17 protein-coding genes are annotated in these 20,736 nt (G+C 60.4%); 11 read left to right on the top strand and 6 right to left on the bottom strand.

Features of this window, described 5'->3' with window-relative positions; all coding sequences use genetic code 11:
- Positions 1–450 precede the first annotated feature (450 nt).
- A complete protein-coding gene (locus JQR87_RS10460) occupies positions 451–1,401 on the bottom strand; it encodes a GlxA family transcriptional regulator (protein ID WP_178078200.1) in 951 nt (316 codons plus the stop codon).
- Between the two features lie 103 nt (positions 1,402–1,504).
- Here JQR87_RS10460 and JQR87_RS10455 point away from each other — a divergent pair, with 103 nt between their 5' ends.
- The 5 genes from JQR87_RS10455 (at position 1,505) to JQR87_RS10435 (ending at position 5,745) form a co-directional block, all read left to right on the top strand.
- Positions 1,505–2,302: an SDR family NAD(P)-dependent oxidoreductase gene (locus tag JQR87_RS10455; protein WP_407297416.1), complete on the top strand. Its 798-nt coding sequence runs from the start codon at positions 1,505–1,507 to the stop codon at positions 2,300–2,302.
- A gap of 29 nt (positions 2,303–2,331) precedes the next feature.
- Entirely contained in the window at positions 2,332–3,096 is a 765-nt protein-coding gene (locus tag JQR87_RS10450) for an SDR family oxidoreductase (RefSeq protein WP_407297418.1), read from the top strand.
- 61 nt (positions 3,097–3,157) lie between these two features.
- On the top strand, positions 3,158–4,345 hold the full coding sequence (locus JQR87_RS10445; protein WP_407297420.1) for an MFS transporter: 1,188 nt from the start codon (positions 3,158–3,160) through the stop codon (positions 4,343–4,345).
- A 50-nt stretch (positions 4,346–4,395) separates the two neighbouring features.
- Positions 4,396–5,247: an N-acyl homoserine lactonase family protein gene (locus tag JQR87_RS10440; RefSeq protein WP_407297422.1), complete on the top strand. Its 852-nt coding sequence runs from the start codon at positions 4,396–4,398 to the stop codon at positions 5,245–5,247.
- A 207-nt stretch (positions 5,248–5,454) separates the two neighbouring features.
- On the top strand, positions 5,455–5,745 hold the full coding sequence (locus tag JQR87_RS10435) for a putative quinol monooxygenase (RefSeq protein WP_015275840.1): 291 nt from the start codon (positions 5,455–5,457) through the stop codon (positions 5,743–5,745).
- A 73-nt stretch (positions 5,746–5,818) separates the two neighbouring features.
- Here JQR87_RS10435 and JQR87_RS10430 read toward each other — a convergent pair whose 3' ends face one another.
- Positions 5,819–6,745, bottom strand: coding sequence for a LysR family transcriptional regulator (locus JQR87_RS10430; protein ID WP_407297424.1), 927 nt, complete (start codon positions 6,743–6,745; stop codon positions 5,819–5,821).
- A gap of 111 nt (positions 6,746–6,856) precedes the next feature.
- On the opposite strand from JQR87_RS10430, the gene JQR87_RS10425 reads away from it, so the two are divergent.
- From JQR87_RS10425 to nfsB, 4 genes are all read left to right on the top strand, one after another.
- Positions 6,857–7,867, top strand: a complete 1,011-nt coding sequence (locus JQR87_RS10425; RefSeq protein WP_407297426.1) for a zinc-binding alcohol dehydrogenase family protein — start codon at positions 6,857–6,859, stop codon at positions 7,865–7,867.
- Between the two features lie 45 nt (positions 7,868–7,912).
- On the top strand, positions 7,913–9,094 hold the full coding sequence (locus JQR87_RS10420) for an L-dopachrome tautomerase-related protein (RefSeq protein WP_407297428.1): 1,182 nt from the start codon (positions 7,913–7,915) through the stop codon (positions 9,092–9,094).
- Between the two features lie 86 nt (positions 9,095–9,180).
- Positions 9,181–9,960, top strand: a complete 780-nt coding sequence (locus JQR87_RS10415; protein WP_407297430.1) for a glycine betaine ABC transporter substrate-binding protein — start codon at positions 9,181–9,183, stop codon at positions 9,958–9,960.
- Positions 9,961–9,988: 28 nt separating this feature from the next.
- Positions 9,989–10,642 carry an oxygen-insensitive NAD(P)H nitroreductase gene (gene nfsB, locus JQR87_RS10410; protein WP_407297432.1) on the top strand — a complete coding sequence of 218 codons (654 nt, stop codon included), beginning with the start codon at positions 9,989–9,991 and terminating at the stop codon, positions 10,640–10,642.
- 215 nt (positions 10,643–10,857) lie between these two features.
- Here nfsB and JQR87_RS10405 read toward each other — a convergent pair whose 3' ends face one another.
- Positions 10,858–11,502: an ion channel gene (locus tag JQR87_RS10405; RefSeq protein WP_407297434.1), complete on the bottom strand. Its 645-nt coding sequence runs from the start codon at positions 11,500–11,502 to the stop codon at positions 10,858–10,860.
- A 535-nt stretch (positions 11,503–12,037) separates the two neighbouring features.
- Between JQR87_RS10405 and JQR87_RS10400 the strand changes: the two genes are divergently transcribed.
- Positions 12,038–14,278, top strand: coding sequence for a hybrid sensor histidine kinase/response regulator (locus JQR87_RS10400; RefSeq protein ID WP_407297436.1), 2,241 nt, complete (start codon positions 12,038–12,040; stop codon positions 14,276–14,278).
- Between the two features lie 88 nt (positions 14,279–14,366).
- Here JQR87_RS10400 and JQR87_RS10395 read toward each other — a convergent pair whose 3' ends face one another.
- The gene (locus tag JQR87_RS10395) at positions 14,367–15,311 is read right to left on the bottom strand and encodes a DNA/RNA non-specific endonuclease (RefSeq protein ID WP_407297438.1); all 945 of its coding nucleotides are present in this window, start codon (positions 15,309–15,311) and stop codon (positions 14,367–14,369) included.
- Between the two features lie 95 nt (positions 15,312–15,406).
- On the opposite strand from JQR87_RS10395, the gene JQR87_RS10390 reads away from it, so the two are divergent.
- On the top strand, positions 15,407–17,746 hold the full coding sequence (locus JQR87_RS10390; protein WP_407297440.1) for a hypothetical protein: 2,340 nt from the start codon (positions 15,407–15,409) through the stop codon (positions 17,744–17,746).
- 177 nt (positions 17,747–17,923) lie between these two features.
- Here the strand turns inward: JQR87_RS10390 and JQR87_RS10385 are convergent, their stop codons facing one another.
- Together JQR87_RS10385 and JQR87_RS10380 are read right to left on the bottom strand one after the other, a co-directional pair.
- Entirely contained in the window at positions 17,924–18,763 is an 840-nt protein-coding gene (locus JQR87_RS10385; RefSeq protein WP_407297442.1) for a bifunctional allantoicase/(S)-ureidoglycine aminohydrolase, read from the bottom strand.
- A gap of 920 nt (positions 18,764–19,683) precedes the next feature.
- Positions 19,684–20,649 carry an XdhC family protein gene (locus JQR87_RS10380; protein WP_407297444.1) on the bottom strand — a complete coding sequence of 322 codons (966 nt, stop codon included), beginning with the start codon at positions 20,647–20,649 and terminating at the stop codon, positions 19,684–19,686.
- Positions 20,650–20,736 lie beyond the last annotated feature (87 nt).

Raw genomic sequence — 20,736 nt, 5'->3', positions numbered from 1 at the left:
GCAACAGCGCTACTGCGGTCGCGTAGTAAACCCGTCCGGGCGCTCATGCTTTTCGATAGCGGGGCGGCCACTCGCTTGGCAATTTGAGGCGAAGCGGCCTGATCCTATCCGCTTCTCATCGATCAGTTTGCCAGGCCCCAAGCGATCGGCATGCACCTGGGTTTCCAGTAACCGTTGAAGCTGTGGCCCCCTGGACTGGATAAGCTTTCGATCTCATCCTTTTCGCGCAGCTAGCGGTTTTCATCCCCTGCGCTCGACGGGGTATGGCCGACCAGCATTTCTATCCTCTGTATGACGCTTGGCAGCTCGTGAATTTGCTGGGCACGCATGTCTGCAGCGTTTGATTGACTCGGAACTGAGTTGACGTTTCGCTGAGTGGCCTGGTTCATCGTATTGGGCAATGCCTGCTTGTGCTCGCCTTAAAAACGATTTCCCGCGGACCTAGCGGTATCAAACCGGCATTTTTCGCACATCTCTCCTGACGGCCTGAGGTGGCACGCCGAATCCCCGCACGAAAACCTCGCGCATATGGCGTCGGTCGCGAAAACCCGTTTCGCGTGCAATGACGTCGAGGCTATGGCGGCTTTGTTCGACCATCAGGCGCGCGGCTTCCAGCCGCAGGCTTTCGATCGCCTTGGCAGGGGATTGGCCTGTCTCGGCCGTGAACACGCGGGTGAACTGCCTCGGGCTGAGATGCACATGCTCGGCCAGGTCTTCGACGGTTAGTGGGCGATTGAGGTTCTGCCGGGCAAAGTTCAGTGCCTGTTGAATACGATCAGACTTCGGAGCCAGCGCCAGCATTTCCGAGTGCTGTGACTGACCGCCGGAACGGCGCTGGTACATCACCAGCTTACGCGCGACGGACCGCGCCGCCTCGGCACCAAGATCCTTTTCCACCATGCCAAGGGCCAGATCGAGCCCCGCGGTCATGCCCGCCGACGTCCAGACCGAGCCATCGATGATGTAGATGCGGTCCTCTTCGACATGAACCGCTGGATGGCGGCTTTGCATCTCCCGAGCGTAGGCCCAGTGCGTGGTCGCCCGTTTGCCGTCCAGCAAGCCGGCCTGCGCAAGCACGAACCCTCCCGTGCATACGCCAGCCGTGCGGCGAGCCTGGGCGCCGGCCAGGCGGACGAAAGCCAGCACGTCCGGGTCGGGTGGGTTGTTGAGTGGATCATTGACGCCCACGACCATCCAGGTGTCGGCGTGGCCGGGCGCCTGAAAGGCGCGGGTTTCGATGCAGATACCCAGAGACGAGCGAACCGGCTGGCCTGACGCCGAGAAGTTTTCGATCACATAAAACGGCTCGCCAGCCACCACATTCGCAAACTCGAACACCGTCTGGGTGGCGAGCGACATGATCTGGAAGCCGTCCGCCAAGAGATAACCGATGCGATGCATGGTGAATCCTCAATGTCCTAAAACACGAACATAAACGTCATTTGCGACATTGGCTAGCCCCGGCATGATGGCTCCACCTGAACGACAGACCCTGGAGCTCACCATGAACCACCCAAACGCAGGAACAGCCCTCATCACCGGCGCGTCGTCCGGCATCGGCGCGATTTACGCCGACCGCCTTGCCCGCCGCGGTTACGACCTGATCCTGGTTGCGCGCAACCGTGATCGACTGAACGGCCTGGCCAACCGCATCACCAACGAAACCCGTCGGGTCGTGGAAGTGCTCGACGCCGATCTGGGTGATCGGCGCTCGCTGGCCAAGGTAGAAGCCAAGCTTAAAGAAGATGCCAGCATCACGCTGCTGGTTAACAACGCCGGCATCGGTACCCACACGCCTCTGTTGCAGAGCGATGTGGAGCAGATGAGCCGGATGATCGACCTGAACGTCACCGCCCTGACGCGCCTGAGCTACGCGGCCCTGCCGGGCATGGTTGCCCGCGGCCATGGCGGCATCATCAATATCTCATCGATCGTCAGCATAGCCCCGGAAATTCTCAATGGCGTCTACGGCGGCAGCAAGGCCTTTGTCACCGCGTTCAGCCAATCGCTCAATCACGAACTCGCCGGCCAGGGCATCCAGGTTCAAGCGGTGCTGCCCGGTGCCACCGCAACCGAGTTCTGGGAGATCGGCGGCTTGCCGCTCGAGCATCTGGACCCTGCCATCGTCATGACCGCCGACCAGCTGGTCGATTCCGCGCTGAGCGACTACGACCGCGGCGAGCTGATCTCCATCCCGTCTCTGCATGACATCGAGCAATGGCGCACCTACGAGGCCAGTCGCCGCGCCATGTCCGCCCAGCTGTCGAGCAATACCCCTGCACCCCGTTACTCCACCCACTAAAACCAACTGAAATAGAAGGAAACCTAACCATGAAACTGACTAAAAACACGATCTTCATCACCGGCGGCACCTCTGGCATCGGTCGCGGGCTGGCCGAGGCCTTTCACCGACTTGGCAACCAGGTCATCGTAGCCGGCCGCCGCAAGGCGCTGCTGGACGAGATCGCCGCTGCCAATCCGGGGATCGACACGGTTGAGCTGGACATCAACGACCCGGCCCAGATCAAAGCCGTGGCCGAGCAGGTGATCGCACGGCATCCGGGCCTGAACGTAGTGATCAACAACGCCGGCATCATGCCGTTCGATAACCCGGCATCCGGCGAGCTGGATGACGCCCAGGCGGTCGGGCTGCTGAACACCAACGTGCTCGGCCCGGTACGCGTCAGCGCGGCCTTCGTCGAGCACCTCAAGCGTCAGCCGCAAGCCTGGATCATCAACAACAGCTCGGTGCTGGCTTTCCTGCCCCTGGCCGCGACCGCGCTGTACTCGGCCACCAAGGCGGCCATTCATTCCTACACGCTGTCGCAGCGCTTCGCCCTGCGAGATACCAGCGTCGGGGTTCTGGAAATCGCGCCGCCGTGGGTCGACACCGACCTGATCCACAAGAGCGGCGACCCGCGCGCCATGCCGCTCGATGCCTTCTTGAGCGAGACACTGGCCAAGCTCGAGCACGCGACCACCGAGGTGCTGGTCGACGGCGTGGTGCCGCTGCGGGCCAATGTCGGGCCGAACGAGCACGCCCTTATCAACCAGTTCAATCAGTCGCTGGTGGACAACCCGATCCCTGTCGCCTGAAAAACTGCCGGCCGGCCCCGCACTGGGGCCGGCCGCTTCTGCTCACCACAGGAGCACGACCATGAGCAACTCCATCCCGGCCCAGCCCCTGTTCACATTGCGCCTGCTGAGCCTCGCCTATTTCATCCAGGCCGTCGGCGCCCTGTCGGTGGTCGGCAGCCTGGAAGCGATTTCCCGAGAATGGGCGCTGAGCGCCTCGCAAAGCGCCTACCTGATTACCGTTTTCGGCGTGACCTTCGCGCTCGCAGCGCCGTTGCTGCAGGTCGCGCTGGGGCATCTACCGCGCCGACGGCAGGTGTTGCTCGGGCTTGGGCTGTTCAGCACAGCGTCCATGCTCTTTGCGTTGGCACCCAGCTACAAAGTCTTGTTGGCCTCACGCGTGCTGATGGGGATCGGCGCCGGCTTCATTGGCCCGGTGCTCGGTGCGCTCGGGTCGAACCTTGTCGAGCGGGATCAGCAGGGCAGCGCCATCGCCGTCGTACTGCTCGGGCTGAGCGTCGCGGGACTGGCGGGCATGCCGATCACCGCCTGGCTGGCTCATGTATGGGGCGCACGTAATCTTTTCATGGGCATCGGCCTGGCGGGCCTGGTGACGGCCTTGCTGATTCTCTGGCGCGTGCCGAACAAGGTCGCCGGCGAGCGCGTGGCCTTTCGCAGCATGTTGGGATTGCTGACCGACCCGGGCTCGCTGAGCGCCTTGCTCGTGGTCTTCTTCGTCACCACCGGGGTGTTCTCGACCTACGCCTTTCTCACGCCGATCATCCGCAACGATTACCACGGTAATCCCGCTGACGTCTCATTGGCGCTGACCGTACTGGGCGTGGCCGGCGTGCTTGGCAATCTGTTCGTTACCCGGGCGGCTCGTTACCTGAGCGCGGTGATCATGCTGGTGGCCGGTGTCGGCCTGCTGATGGCTGACATTTTATTTATGTGGATGGCGCCATCGCAGCTCGGCTGGCTGCTGGCAGCACTTGTGCTCTGGGCCTTTGCTACGGACATCGTCTGGCCGACGCAACAACGGCGGATGGTCGAGCTGCGGCCCGAGCAGCGCGGCATTGCGCTTGCCCTGACCGCGTCATTTCTCTTTTGCGGCATCGGGCTCGGTTCGGCGATCGCCGGTTGGGTCTACCCGGCGTACGGCTATGCGGGCCTGCTGGCCTCGTCACTGCTGTCTCTCAGCCTTGCATTGGGCTGCCTGGTGCTCTCGGAACGTCGGGCTCTGCCTGCCTCCGCAGATGCAATGGCGTGACCGAATTTCACGAATACCACTACTTCCTTATCCAACCAGGAGAATTTCTCATGAAGCAAGCAATGGCAATCTTCGCCCTGGTGGCGTCCCTCCTCGGAGGCTGGAAAGGCGCCTACGCCTCCGATGATGTCGATGTCCGTCTGTACCGCCCGGACTGCGGAACCATGCATCTCGGTGATCTAACGCTGATGTCGGATTCCGGCGCCTACAAGGGCCGTTCCTATGACATCGTCGTGTCCTGCTATCTGATCAAGCATGGCGACGACTGGCTGCTCTGGGATACCGGCCTTTCCAAGGACTTCCTGGGCGGCGTGACGAGCGGGAGCTTAAAAATGGAGTTGACCAAGACGCTTGTCGAGCAGCTCGAGGCGCTCGGTCTTTCGCCCAGCGACATCGACATCGTCGCCCTGTCCCACGCCCACTTCGATCATGCTGGGCAGACCGGTGACTTCCCTGAAGCCACGTTGGTTTTGCAGCGCAGCGAGTATGAAGTGTTGCTTCAGGAGAAGGTGGCCAAGGCGCATTTCATCGAGCCCGGGCTGCTGCAGAGCCATGTATCCGATCCCAAGCTGAGCAAGGTCAAGTTGGTCGAAGGGAATCATGACCTCTTTGGGGATGGTCGGGTGAAGATGATCGCATTGCCGGGGCATACCCCAGGCCACATGGCACTGGAGCTGACCTTGCGTAACGCCGGGACAGTGCTGCTGTCCGGCGACCAGTGGCATTTCACTGAGAACAGATTGAGGAATCAGGTCCCGACATTCAACTTCAGCCACGACCAGACACTGGAATCGTCGGAGAAGCTGGAGCAGCTGGCCAGCCGTGAAGGCGTGACCTTCATCATTCAACACGAGCCTGCTGACAACGCACGGTTGCCCGCTCTTCCTGGCTATCTTGACTGAGTGGTCCGCTGGCGTGGGTGGGATGAAGCGGCCTGTATCGCAACGGCTGCGCAGCAGTAACGGCAGTTGCTAGCGGGCGCAGCTCACTCGTCTGGCCGGATAACAGGACCTCCGAACTTCTTAATGTACTGCATCTAGGCCGGCACCATCGTGTGGTTGCCGGTCAGGCTTGACCCCCGAAACAACAACCCTTAGGAGTACTGATTCATGGACACCCCGATCATTGTGGTCGCCACGATTACGCTACAGCCCGGCAGCCGTGAAGTGGCCGAAGCGGCGCTTCGCAAAGCTGTCGCACGAAGCCGCAAGGAACCTGGCTGCGACCAGTACCAGCTGCATGAAGACAGCGAGCGGCCGGACAGGTTGGTCATGATCGAGCGTTGGCGAGACGAGGCGGCGCTACAAGACCATCTTGAAGGGCCGGTCTTCCGAGAGCTGGCCGAAACGCTTGAAGGGCATATCACGCTCGACGTGATGAAGCTGTCGCTGCTGGCTTGAAGCCGTGGCGTCTCGGCCGCCAGAACCGTGGGATGCGCTACGGGTTCTGGCAGCCGCTATTTGGCCTTGCCGTTCAAGCGATCAAACCCGGATCAGACGCGAGAGGCGGCAGCTCCTGTTTCAGCGGATCGAGACGACTGCGCAACAGTGCATGCAATTGCTGAACGGCCGGCGAATATTGCTTGCGATGCGGGCACACCAGGTTAAGCGGTGTGGGCTCGCCTTGATGCTGAGCCAGTAGTATCTCCAGCCGTCCCGCCTCTATGTCGTCGCGTACGTCCAGCCAAGATTTGTAGACAAGTCCTTCCCCCGCAACCGCCAAGCGTCGCACGATGTCGGCGTCGTTGCTGAACAGCGGGCCAGTGACCTGTACCGTATGATCACCTAACCGCCAGCGGTCATGCGCGCGTCCGTTGAGCGAATACAGCAGGCATTGGTGCTGCGCAAGATCGGTGGGCGTTTGGGGCCTGCCGTTACGCTCCAGATAATCTGGAGCACCTACCAGGACACGGCGATTCCAGGGAGCCAGCGACAAGGCTACCCAACTCGCATCGTCAAATACCCCGTAGCGCAGCGCAACGTCCACCGGGTCTCGAAATACGTCGGCCACCTGATCCGATATCAGCAGGCGAAGGCTGAGCGCCGGATGCTGACGGCGGAACTCGGAAAGCCACGGCAGCAGCAGGTTGCGCCCGAGATCCGACGGCGCGGAGACCTGCAGCAAGCCATGCAGCTGGGTGCTTTCCCGGCGCACCCGGTCCTGGCCTTCGCGCAAGGTATCCAGCGCCTCACGGGCAAACGGCAGGTACTGCTCACCTTCGGCGGTCAATCGCAGGCTGCGTGTGGAGCGAGCGAACAGACGGACATCCAGGTCGCGTTCGAGGCGCTTGATCGCCGCAGCCACCTGGCCCGGTAGCAGGCCGACTTCGCGAGCGACGTTGGAGAAACTGCCCAGCGCGGCTGTGCGAACGAAAAGCTGAAGGTCTTCGAACCTAACCATTTTCACACCTGCGATGAAAGTGCTGGCGGATTTTTAGCCTTTTTCAAGAGGTATGGGAAGACGAAGATGCCCGTACGTTTCGCTTATACCTGACCTTCAAGGATTACCCACATGAAAGCTATCGTCTTCACCGAATACGGCCTGCCAATCGACGACCCTCGTGCATTGTTCGACAGTGAGCTGCCAGAACCTACCCCAGGGCCGCACGACCTGCTGGTGCAGGTCAGGGCCATCGCGGTGAACCCGGTCGATACCAAGGTCCGTTCCGGTAAGGGTGCTACCGAGCAGCCTAAAGTGCTCGGCTGGGACGCGGTCGGTGAAGTGCGTGCCGTAGGCGCCGACGTAACGCTGTTCCAGCCCGGCGATGAAGTGTTCTATGCCGGCGCCATCGACCGTCCTGGCAGCTACAGCGAGCTGCACCTGGTCGACGAACGTATTGTCGGGCGCAAGCCGCGCAGCCTGGACGATGCCAGTGCAGCCGCTTTGCCGTTGACGTCGATCACTGCCTGGGAACTGCTGTTCGACCGCCTGGGCATCGACGAGCAGGGTGGAGCAGGACAGAGCCTGATGATCCTGGGTGCCGGCGGCGGCGTGGGTTCGATCCTGACGCAACTGGCCCGCCAGTTGACCGGCCTGAAGGTGATCGGCACCGCTTCGCGCCCGGAAACCCGGGAATGGGTCAGCGCCCTGGGTGCGCATCATGTGATTGACCACAGCCGGCCGCTGGCCGAGCAGCTAAAGGGCATTGGTATCGAGGCGGTGGATCATGTGATCAGCCTCACCCACACCGACAGCTACCTTCCTCAACTGGTTGAGGTGTTGCGGCCCCAGGGCCATCTGGCACTGATCGACGATCCGGCCGTGCTCGATGTGGTGCCGCTCAAGCGCAAGTCGCTGGCGCTGCACTGGGAGCTGATGTTCACCCGCTCGCTGTACGGGACGGACGACTTGATCAAGCAGCATCAGTTGCTCAACCGTGTGGCGGAGCTGATCGACGCCGGTGTGCTGAAGACGACCGTAGGCGAGCATTTCGGACGCATCGAGGCGGCCAACTTGCGGCGTGCCCATGCACTGATCGAAAGCGGCAAGGCCATGGGCAAGATCGTCCTGGAAGGCTTCTGACTTATCCATGCATCAAGCGCCCGCCGCGCGGGCAGGAGACTCATCATGCGCATCGAAAAGCGGTTTCGCCACACGCTGTTGGCCTTGGCGCTCGCCAGTCCAGTCACCTTCGCCACGCAACTCCAGCCTCTGCCTGCCAGCGCTGCGGCAGTTCGGCCGATCGGTGTGATTGACCAGGTATTTGCATTCCATGACGCCATGCCCACCGGCGTAACCGTCAGCGAGACCGGACGTATCTTCGTCAATTTCCCGCGCTGGGGCGACGCCGTGCCTTTCACGGTGGGTGAAATTCGAGACGGCAGGGTCCAGCCATACCCCGATGCAGCCATCAGTACCGAAGATCCGGACGACCCGGCCAAGGGATTCATCAGCGTGCAAAGCGTGGTCGCTGACGGCAAGGGGCGTGTCTGGGTGCTGGACACCGCCGCGCCTGAATTTTCCGCACCGCGTCCTGGTGGCGCGAAGCTGGTCGCCATAGACTTGGCCAGCAACCAGGTGGTCAAGACCCTGGTCTTTCCACCTGAGGTGATCCTGCCGAGCACCTATGTCAACGACATGCGCTTCGACTTCCGGGTGGGCAAGCAAGGCACGGTTTACGTGACCGATTCGTCCGTATCCGGCCCCGGCGGCATCATCGTCATGGACATTGCCAGTGGCAAAGCCAGCCGTCGCCTGAGCGGCGCAGTGCAGACTTCTGTCGACCCGGACTTCGTACCGGTCGTGGAGGGCAGACCGGCACTACTGACCAAAGGCGCCGATGGCAAGCAGAAGGCGCTGGGAGTGGCTTCCGACGGCATCGCTTTGTCCGCAGACGGAAGCGTCCTTTACTTCTCTCCGCTGTCCAGCCGCCATCTGTATGCCGTGTCTACCGCACTATTGCGCGACCCGACCGTGAGCGAGGCACAGTTGCAGGCTGCCGTGCGTGATCTGGGCGAGAAGGGCGCCTCCGATGGGCTAGAGGCGGATGCCGAGGGCGCCGTTTACGCCACTGACTACGAACACAACGGGATTCGTAAGCGCCTGCCCGACGGCACTTGGCAAACCATCGTCCATGACCCGCGGGTGCTCTGGCCGGACACCCTTTCCATCGGCCCGGACGGCTACCTGTATTTCACTGCCAACCAGCTGCATCGCTCGCCTGGCTTCAACGATGGTCGGGACCTGCGTAGCAAACCCTACAGCCTGCTGCGGGTGAAGATTGATGCAGCGCCGGCACCTACGCACTGAGACGGTCTCGGTTTACGCAGCTGCAATCGGAAAACCGTTGACTTCGGACTGTGCCCGAGACGTGCGTCTGCGGGCGAGGTGAAACCATGAAATCGATCATCCGCCTCGGTTACATCGACCTGAGCTTTCATGCGGCCAGTGCCGCCCTGGTGCAGCGCGTACTCGAACGCCACGGCTATGAGGTTCAGGTCAGTGCCGCGCCCCATGAAGACATGTTCCGCCGCTATGGTGCCGGCGCGGTGGACATGCTGGCCTCGGCCTGGCTGCCCACGAGCCATGGCGACTATCTGGCGCCTTATGCCGCGCAAACACGCACGCTCGGCGTGCTGTACCGGCCTTACTGCATCTGGGGCGTGCCGGACTATGTGCCCGTCGACGCGGTACAGAGCGTCGCGGACCTCCTTCGGCCCGAGGTCGCAACACGGATGACGCGGCTGATCCAGGGCATCAATCCCGGCGCCGGCATCAGCCGCTTCTCCAGGGCGATCATCCAGCAATACGGCCTCGATCGGCTCGGCTATCACTTCGAGAACGGTACTCAGGCCGATTGCTTCGTGCGCTACGAACAAGCCCATACACGGCGCGAATGGTGCGTCGTGCCACTGTGGCATCCGCAGTTCCTACATCACTCACACTGCATTCGCCCATTGGACGAACCCCTGGGGCTGCTCGGTGGCCTGGATGACGCAACGCTGATCGTGAGCGAGCCATTTGCCCGGGATATGCCCGCGGCATTGCTCGAGGAACTGAACCGCCTCAGTCCAGGCAACGCAGTCATCAGCGAACTTGATCACTTGATCTGCCGCGGTGGCATGTCAGCGCTGCAAGCCGCCGACGCGTGGCTGGCTCGCAGCGCTTCCCTTTGAAAATCACTATCCGACAGGAGAACCACCAATGGAACTCGCCAGCCTCGCCAAACGTCGCTATACCACCAAGGCCTTCGACGCCAGCCGCAAGATTCCGGAGGCGTCCATCGACGCGTTGCTCGAACAACTGCGCCACAGTCCGTCCTCGGTGAACTCGCAACCCTGGCACTTCGTCATTGCATCTACCGACGAAGGCAAGGCGCGAATCGCCAAGGGAACCGAGGGTGGCTTTGCCTACAACGCACCCAAGGTCCTCAAGGCTTCGCATGTCATCGTACTGTGCAGTCGTAACGACATGACCGAAGAGCACCTGCAGACGCTGCTGGAGCAGGAAGCCCGTGATGGCCGTTTCCACAGCGAGGACGCCAAGTCAGGGCAGGACAATGCCCGCCGCGGCTACGTAGCGCTGCACCGCTATGACCAGAAGGACCTGCAGCATTGGATGGAAAAGCAGACCTATCTTGCGCTGGGGACCCTGCTGCTGGGCGCTGCCGCGCTTGGTCTGGACGCTACGCCAATGGAAGGCTTCGACTTCAAGAAGCTCGACGAGGAGCTGGGGCTGCGGGCACAGGGCCTAACCAGTCTGGTGCTGGTCGCGCTTGGCTATCGTGACGAAGCCGACTTCAACGCCGGCCTACCAAAGTCGCGCCTGCCGGCCGAAAGTGTTTTAACTTACATTTAACAACCTAAAAGATGCTTCTGATTTCCCACAAGCGCCACTCTTGGTTGTAACCCGATTGCACTCGTTGGCCGGTAGCGTCCAGCTAAATACGGTCCCTACTAATAATTGCCTTCGTAGCTGGCGGCTTTCGGCCAAAAGGAGTCATGAGAACTGTCTGGCAAATCTGTAGCGCAACTTCGCCGAATCGTAATCCCAGTGCTCGCGTCGCGGCGCCGTCAGCGGCGTATGGTCAGCCCTATCACCCGCGAAACGACCAGGGCGATGTACATCAGGCCGGCGATTTCTTCGAGCATGACCAACGCGCGGGCGACGGGTCGGATAGGCAGGATGTCACCGAGCCCGACGCCTGACAGTACAGTTACGCTGAGAAACAGGAGTTCAAGCCAGGACCTCGGCTCCTCGGGCTGCAATAGCGCGACGAAACTGCCAGGGGCCAGAATCTGGCAGGCGGCGTAGGCATAAGCGAATGCCCATGCCAACAGCGTGAACGTTGCGCCGACCGCGAATAGCTCGTCCGTCGTGGTTCGCTGATCTTCCATCATATAGCCGATCAGCCCCGCCGCTGCGTAGAAGTAGAACGTTGCTTCGAATACATACAGCACCAGATGCAGGTTCGGCACTGTGGTCAGCTCCGCGACTACCGTGAGCACCAGAATGGCAGCAGCGAGGACGAATGCCACCGAATGAAGCGTCGGGCTGCGATTGACGATGCGCAGTGCCGATACCAGCACGACCACCCCAAACGCACCAAAGGCAGCGCGACCGAGCGGGGTGTTCTCCATGAACGGGTAGAGCAGGATGCCCAGCAGTTGGATGAACAACAATCCAGCGGACGGGTATCGGACAAGGTAGCTCAGCATCGGTGAGGTCATTGTGTATGTATTGATCGGCAGGTGCGGTTGAGAAGGGTGCGGTTGCAATGGGTGCGACGTCAGCAAAGCCGCCGAAGTTTCTCACATCGCCTGTTGGCAGGCGTCTCATTTGCGTTCCGTTGTGTGGCTCGCTGCAGCTGCGTGGCTGCTACAGGACACCGCCGACGCGGAGCCGCGTCTCAGCCTGAGCTCTGGCGTACGTGTGATTATCCCAACGAGATAAGACAGAGACCGTGCCTTCAGGTGTTGTTATGCGGGTGTCCCTGGGCGTCGCCGTTGCAGTGGTCAGCGCAGCAGTCAACGCAAACGTGATGGGTGCGTTTGCTGATCGGACAAATTACAGCGCCAAGGTAGCAGATCAAGTTATGCGCGATGTGGGGAACACCGTTGAGTCATGATGCACGACTCGCGTGACTACCGGTCTGGTAATTGACAGGTTTATGACCGAAGCTAATCGTGTGTGGGAGGGTCAGGTAATCGTCGACGAGCCGGGCCGAGTCGTACTTATTGCTAGAGCTCCTTTGTGTCGATCCGTTCTCGCCTCATCTGCTTGGTATTTGCCGTGCTCGCACCCACGTTGGTGTTTGGGCTTGTCGCCACCTATACGGTGTACGACTCACAGTGGACGCGAATCTCCAGAAGCATGCAGGAGACGACCCGTGCCGTGGCGCTTGCCGTAGACCGCGATTTGCGCCGGTACGAAGCCATCGTTTCCACCGTGGCCGTCAGGCCTAGCCTGGTCCGCGGCGATCTGGAAACGTTCTATAAAGACGCCCAGGAGATTCTCCAGCCGTTCGACGCCGGGGTGATTGTGTTCGATCCCGACGGCGTCCCGCTGCTGAACACCCACCGCCCATACGGCGCGCCCTTGCCGATGCCTCCGAGCTTGCCGAGCGTGATCGGCAGTTCGGGGTTGGACATCAGTCCGGTGTTTGTTGATCCGTACCATGGCGCCTACGCCTTTGCTGTTCATCGACCGGTCATCCGTGATGGACGTGTCGTGTATTACGTCTCGATGGAGTTCCCGGCGGCGAGTCTTAGTGAAATCCTCAAGGAGCAAGGGTTGCCCGACGACTGGCTGGGCGTGGTGCTCGATCAGCGGCACACCATCGTGGCCCGAACGCGAGACCCGGCACAGCATGTAGGCCAGCGAGCCAATGCAAATATCCGCGACAAGCTTCGAGCGCACCCAGATGGAGACGGCATCACCGAGTCAATTACCCGAGACGGGCAACCCGTTCTGACCTTCTTTAGCCGTGCCAAGAATTCCCATTGGACAGTGCTGATTGCCATCCCTCAACGCGATCTGCTCGTAGGGGCTGCCAAGCCACTTGCGATCATGATTGGAGGCTTCATATTGACCCTGGCGGTTGCTCTGGTTCTGGCCGCCTTGGTAGGTCGAACCATCACGCGCCCCCTCACACTCCTCGACTCGGCCGCCGAGGCCATGGCGAACGGCGAAGTCGTCAAAGCGTCACCCACCGGCATCGACGAGACGGATCGCACTGCTAGCGCACTTGCCGCAGCGAGCCAAAAAATACACCGCGCGAAGCTTGAAATGTCCGAACAAGTGGCCGAGGCGGTTGCGCAGGCCGAGCGTTCCCATCACGCCTTGTTGCAAGGACAGAAGCTCGAGGCCCTTGGCAGGCTTACCGGCGGGATAGCGCACGACTTCAACAATCTCTTGCAGAGCATGACGGTCGGTCTTGAGCTTGCCGCGATGCTGTCGCCCAACCCGCGCGCTCAGCGGGCCATCGATGCCTGTCTGCGCTCGGTCAGCAGGGGAACGCGGCTCACCCGCCAACTCATGACGTTCAGCCGAAATCGGAACGATGAGGCCAGGCTCATTGATCTGCGTGTACTCATCTTGGGAATGAGCGATTTGCTTTCCGGAGCGTTGCCAAGCAGGGTTCAGCTCATGTTTGAGCTCCCCGAAGGTCGCTGGCCGACCGTTCTGGATCCGCTTCAGTGCGAACTGGCGATCCTCAATCTGGCAATCAACGCAAGTGACGCAATGCCTGACGGCGGCAAATTAACGGTCAGTCTGACTGACGTTGAGCTGGCAGATGACGTCGGGCAGAAGCTGAAGGCAGGGCGATATGTTGAGCTAAGGGTGTCCGATACGGGTGCCGGCATGGATGAGGGGGTAAAAGCGAAAGCATTTGAACCCTTCTTCACCACCAAGGCGGTTGGAGCAGGGACGGGGCTCGGGCTCGCTCAGGTCTACGGCTTTGCACAGCAGTCCAACGGCAGCGTGTCGATAACCAGTGCCATCGGCTTGGGAACCACCGTTTCGATAGTTCTGCCTCGTATCGATGAATGGGAGCCAGAACTGCCCAGGCCTGATGATCAGCCGGTGCAGACAGTGAGCGACGCCAGAGTGCTGGTAGTAGACGATGACCAGGAAGTTCGCGAGGTGGTGGGGTCGATGCTGGAGCAGCTTGGCTATTCGGTAGACATGGCTGTTGATGCTGACTCGGCTCTGGACAAACTCGAAACCGCGGCGCCAGGAATCGACCTGTTGCTCTCAGACATCGTAATGCCCGGCAGCATGGATGGCGTCGCGCTCGCCCAGAGGGTCCGTGCGCGCCACCCGGAAATGCCGGTTGTATTAGCCACGGGATATACCGAGCGGGCCGTGTCCGAACATGGCTTCAAGGTGCTGGCCAAGCCATTCGATGTGGCTGTGCTCAAACAGGTGCTAAGCGAGCAATTGGCCAGCGCCCCGGGCAAGCGCGTGAGCCAAACTGAACGTAACGCATAATTCCCAGCTGTACGCAGATGACGCCGTCTGTGCTTTCCAACGGTATGCGGCCATCGATTCGAGCACTCAGACGTTTGACGACAGTGACCTAGAGTCTTGCATCGGCCGGCTGGCGAAGTTCAGCCTCGATATGCGTGCCGGTCGCGCGTTCTTCGTTGGAAAAGCCATCGTAGTCGCTCAGCACCCCGAAGTTGATATTCGTCAACCGCTGTATGTGCAGCACACTGCACTGGTACGTCCTGAACCGGCCGAACATGACGCTGAGGCGGCCGAGTTCCCCAGACTGGCTGATGAGGTAAGCCGTAGCGGAAGGCTTTCCATCTTCGCCAAGGAACGCGACGACCTTCCAATACGCACTCGGTATGGGAACGTTCCGATAAAGCTGATCGGCTTCGCTGAACACCGGGCCGCTGAATACCGTGGCCCGTGACCGCCATCGTCTGGTGTTCTCGAGCAGATAATTTTCCAGGTCCAGCCAGTTCTTTTGATTGAAGCCAGCCATCTGCGGCGCGCAGTTGGTGAAATGGAACGTGTCAGCATTGGCCTGGCTTGCCTGGGTCCCCCAATTAGGGTCCTGACGACGCACGAGGTGGCCTCGATCGAGCAGGTTGTCGGCGTAGAGAAACTCGCCGATTTGCGCCTCGGACGGGATGCGTCCGTCGTAACTCCAGCGATCCTTGCCGCGCGCTACGTCAACCAGTGAACCGCCCTCGATATTCACGCCCGTAAACAGCGCCAGGCGCCGGCTCTTGGACATGGCAATGGAAAAGTGGGTGTAGTCGAGCCGGTCCTCGGTGCTGCCGTCAATAGGCAGGAGATCGTTTCGGTACGGCTCGGCCAGCTGGGGCCAAGCAACAGTGAACTGGCCAAGAAAGTCGGCGTGATAGCCCTGCCTATCGGCCAGCGCTTCGGCCGGTGTCGTTCTTGGGGCTGTCAGCTCGTAAGTGGCTTCGGCCAGTGCGGTTGGTTGGCCAAGCGGCTGCAAGTCTGCCAGGCGCGGACGGTATTGCAGCAGTGCGGTGGGTTCGGACACGGGACCTCCAGGGGCAGTGATGCAATCGCCAGGACGTGTTCAGCACTGTTTCACCGTACTGATGTTCTGTGACCGTTTTGGGTCGGATTGGCGAAGTGTCCCTCTGGCAGTCGGTCCTGCAGGGAAAACCCGAGCGTGGCTCGATGCAGGGCGCTGTGATGCAGGGCATCGAGTTGCAACCTTCAACCCATGCGGGCAGTGAAATTGAAGTTGAGGCTCGCGAGCGTGTTGCCGCGGCGCATGGAGAAACCGACCCGCTCGATGCGCTCACCCGCTTGGATCAAGGCTTTAAAGCCGCCTCGGCCGAGGTCAGGCAGGCGATGTTGCGCTCGCCGGATACCAGTGAAATCATCGGGAACGCCGCTGAATATGCCACGAGCGCACTGACGGAAGAACACCGGGAGGCGGTCAATCCTCATGTGTTCAAGACCGCCGAATTGTTTCGCCGCCTCGATGACATGAGCGTAGGCCTTGATCCCGAGCTGACCCATGAACTGACCGAAGCCATGCTGCCCAAGCTGGAGCGCGCGTTCGCCGAATCGATTTACAGTGATGAGGGTCCCTTGCGTACGGAGGCCCTGGGTACCCAGCACCTTCTTCAGTTCACCGGTCGCCTCGACCCGCAAGCCGACAAGCAATCGTTGGACCGCCTGAGTGCGATGGGCTTCTATCATCTGCATGCCTTTGCGCCCTACCTCGCTGACGGGGGTAGCCTGAATTACCCATTGGCGCTCGTGGCGCAGTACGAGGGCGACTTGCCAACGATGGTGACCGGAGGTGGCATCCTCGACGGCCTTCAGCAGAACCAGCATCGGGTCGCCGAAGATATCAAAGCCTATGGCGATCACCTGGCGGAACTGAACTGGCTCGAGCAAAACGGCGGTTCGGTGATGACCGATGAGCAGCTTGCGCAAGCCGTCGATGGCTACGTTGCTGGCAGTGACGATTGGAAGAAAGAGGCTGATGAGCTTCGCGCCCAGGTCGCCAGGGATGGACGCGAGCTGATCGACAATCTGGGCGTGATAGAGGCGCGGTACCCGCAGCTGTTCGACGGCGCTGGCGATCTGGATGCGCGTTTGCAGGGGATCGAGAACGATGACGAGCGCGACTTCGCTCGTCAACTCATCGAGCACTTCGACACGCCAGAATCGGTCACCGCCATGGGCATCGCCCTCGACGCTGACCCCGCGCTGTTGGCCGATTCGGACAGCATGCGGTTGCTGGGTCAGTATGGAAAACTCACCGAGCGTGGACGCAAGTTCGTCGAGGAAACGGCGACGCAAATCATCCGCCGTACGGTGGTCCCGGAGTTGGCCAGGCTGGACCCGGAAAATCCCCGCAGCGTCCAGCGAGTAAAGGACGCGATCGACAAGTTCAGCGGTAATGCGACCGGACGCCTGCTCGGCGTCTCCGACGCTGATCTGGACAAGGCGCTGAAGATCGTTAAAGACGCCTTGCCGCAGCCCGGCGAAACCATAGCCGAGGCGCAGACGCGGCTACAGAAGATGGACACGGACTTCGACAAGCTGACGACAACCCGCGACGGTATCCGAGCCTTCAGCCGAGATACGCCGACAGGCCAGGCGTTGCGCCTGCTCGGGGTATTGGGCAACACGACGGTGATGCTGAATTCACACGCGAACTATCAGAACGATCCCAATTTGTGGACTGGCCTGAAAGTCACGCTGGATGCGGCAGGGGTGGCGCAAAAGACCACCGAGGTGCTGATGGGCGCCGGAATGATCGAGAAGGGCGGCACGCTGGATAATCTGGTCGGGGGTAGTAACCGCATGCCGGTCAAGATTCTCGGCACGCTCACCTCGGCTTTCGACTTTTATAACGCCAAGGTAGCTGCCGATAACGGTGATGCCGCAGGCGCGGCCATCTATGCGTCGACCGGAGTTGGCGGTGTGATGGCGGCGGTCGGGACCGGCAGCATATGGGGACCGATCGGAATCGCTGTCGTGCTGCTCGGCACCGGCGCGCAGATGAAACATGACCAGGTCAAGCAGGCCAACCTGTACCAGACGGAGACCACGGTGGAGTTCCTCACCCATTCGGGCTTCAACGAAGCCGCCGCGCATGCGCTGGCAGACCAGAGCGGGGATGGGCACAGCGTGTTGCCGCTGCTCGAACGCTATGCCAATAGTCGCGGATTCGACCTGAACGAGGCAGATGATCAGCAGACCTTCGTGGCATGGATAAACGCCATGCCATCCGATCGCCTCGGTGTGCTCCGTGACAATCTCCATCGATCACTGGATGAGGTCGGCAACGATCTGAAGCAAATCCCCGCAAGCAGCGAAGATGACGAGTTCTTCGAGTTCAACAACACCGATCGCCCGCATTTCACCTACAGCGGCTACGCCACGCCGTTGTCGATGAACCAGCTGGATACCGTGCTGCAGATTCTGGAGCTTAAAACGCTGAGCTGAGTACAGTTTGGGAGGTGTTTCGAACCAGCGCCGCCGTGCGCAGGAAAGAGCGAACCTCCCGGCGTGACACGCATGGTGAGCGTGCTGACTAGCAGTGTGCCATGGCGCGCCATCTTGATTCGCCAAACCCAAGCGCCCCCAAGCCGTCAGGCGGTGAGGGCGCTTCTCGGATGGATATCAGCTGCGATGGTTGTACCTGCCCAAGTCCATATGACGGTTTACGTCTTTGTAAAGCAAATAACGGAATTTGCCGGGACCACCGGAATAACAGGCCTGTGGGCAGAAGGCGCGTAACCACATGTAGTCACCGGCTTCCACCTCGACCCAATCTTGATTGAGACGGTATACGGCCTTGCCTTCCAGGACATACAACCCGTGCTCCATGACATGGGTTTCAGCGAAAGGGATCACCGCGCCCGGCTCGAAGGTTACGATGTTCACATGCATGTCGTGGCGCATGTCGCTCATGTCGACAAAGCGTGTGGTGGCCCATTTGCCTTCTGTGCCAGGCATTACGATTGGCTGGATGTCCTGCTCGTTTGTGACGAATGCTTCTGGATGCGGTAGGCCATCAACCGCCTGGTAGAACTTGCGAATCCAATGAAAGCGCGCCGGTGCCGCCTCAGTGTTGCGCAGGCTCCATTTCGATGCAGGTGGGATGAATGCATAGCTGCCAGGACGCATGCTGTGTGTGGTGCCATTGAGCGTCAGAGTGAACTCCCCGTCCACCACGAACAATACGCCCTCAGCGTTGGGGTCCTGCTCCGGCTTCTCGCTTCCGCCTCCTTCAGCCAATTCCACGATGTACTGGGAAAAAGTCTCGGCAAAGCCCGAGAGCGGACGGGACAGCACCCACATCCGCATGTTGTCCCAGAACGGCAGGTGGCTGGTGACGATATCGCGCATGACCCCCTTCGGGATGACGGCATACGCCTCGGTAAACATCGCACGGTCTGTCAGCAGCTCGGTTTGCGCTGGATGACCGCCTGTAGGTGCATAGTACTTGGTGTTTGCCATATAACTCCCTTCATGGTTTTGGCGCGTTCCGCAGCCGACACAGCAGGATGCTGAGAAGCCTTCGGTGAAGATTGTATACATCTTATTATCAGGAGATAGAAAAGTGTATACAAAAATATTTTGTGCCTTGAAACGTTGATGATACGAACCGCTGAACTGTTCGAGGCGACCTTGAGCGCTCCTGAAGCGGCTACTTTACAGCCGGATAAGCATCCAGGCTCGAGTAGCGTATGAGCTGCCCGGTGACTAAGAAACCCGCAAGCGATTTGTCGGGTAGCAGAGCGTTCAAGAGAGATGGCCGTCGCCGTCCGCTGAGGTAAAGATCAGCGGCTCGTTATGCTGCTTTTCCGACGCGCGCCTCGTTGCAAGCCGGCATAGACAAGCGGTTAGAACGAGTATGAATTTAAGCAGCTTGTGCTCGCCCTATATTTTTCTTAGAAACCCATTGACAAGAATTTGTTATGCACACCTCTGGGCGACAGAAGATTGTGCTTGGTCTCGGTCATAGGTCTGTCCCGCCTAAAATGCTAAATGCTTGAAATAAAAGACTAATTTTTGGCTGAGTAAAAACTCGACGATCTGTGCCAACCCCGCGCCAGCCGGACGCTTGAACGATTAATCCCTGATCTGTACACAGAGATATCCACAGGTTCTGTGGATAAACGAATCGTTCAGCGCGCGGCCAGGCTTCTCTAAGTCAAATAGGAGGTTTGGAGCAGGTATCTGTCACAAAAGGGACATGTGGCGGACACCTGGCCTGGCCGCTTTGGCGCGCGATGGTTCGGTGGCTGACGCCATAGCTACCCGGGACCACACCCTTGCAGACATGACCAGCAGTGCTCGCTCGTTAGCGCTACGCGCACAGCCAGAATGTTCTGATCTGACGGTAGCGACTCAATCTTTATGCGTTCGCACGTGATTCAAAGCGAACATCGTGCTTTGCCTCGATATACCCTCAGCACGTCGGCCGCTACCGAGAGGGCTATTTCGGCGGGCGTCTTGCTGCCGATATTCAGTCCGATGGGCATCTCGATACGCTCGATCTGCTCCACAGTCAGCCCCCCGACGCGTTGCAGGCGTTCGGCCCGCTTGGATGAAGTTTGTTGCGAGCCCATGGCGCCGATGTAAAACGCCGGCGTTCTGACCGCTTCCATCAGTGCAAGGTCGTCGATACGGGGATCATGCGTCAGTGCGACCACGGCGGTGGCCTCGTGGCACGCTCCCGAAGCGATGAACACGGATGGCAGTACCGGCTGTACTTCCACCCCCTCGATGAGCATGCCCTGCATTTCATCTCGCGGATCGCAGGCGATGACTTCCCAGCCAAGCGCACGGGCAAAACTGGCACACGCCTGCGCTACCGGTGACACACCGGCCAGCACGAGGCGCAGAGCAGGGCCGATGCGGATGTTGGCGTGCTCACCCGTGATGCTGGTCTGTTCGCCCCCCTGATCTGGCAACAGTTCAGCGGCGCCACTGGTGAGATCGACACGCCGCAACAGACGGCGTTGGCCTTGGAGGGCCGCCTGCAACGTCAGGAGATGGGTTCGCCAGGCCTCGCTCGGCGTATGGTGCTCAACCAAGACCTGCAGAATGCCGCCACAGGGCAGTTGCAGACGACGTCGCTCGTCGTCCGTCTCACCGTAGCGAATGATCTGCGCTGGCGCTCGCAGTTCGCCCTGCGCGAGGCTGGCAAGAAACTCTTCCTCGACGCAGCCGCCGGACAGCGAGCCTTTGTGTTGGCCTTCGGCGCGGGCGACGAGGAGTGCTCCAGGCGCGCGGGGTGCCGAGCCGTACGTAGACAGCACGGTACAGAACCATACTTCATGCCCCTCCGTTACCCATTCAAGCGCTTGATCAATAACCTGCAGATCAAGGAGTTGCATCTCAGTTCCCCTGGAAATTCGGCACAACTGGGCCTGTGGTTAATGATCGGACCAATCCGAGGCGGTTTCTGCTGCATAGGGGAGCTT

It is taken from the genome of Stutzerimonas stutzeri (assembly GCF_051028275.1).
In the GTDB taxonomy this organism is placed as follows: Bacteria; Pseudomonadota; Gammaproteobacteria; order Pseudomonadales; family Pseudomonadaceae; genus Stutzerimonas; species Stutzerimonas stutzeri_AS.
This window is presented reverse-complemented; position numbering and strand designations above follow the sequence as displayed.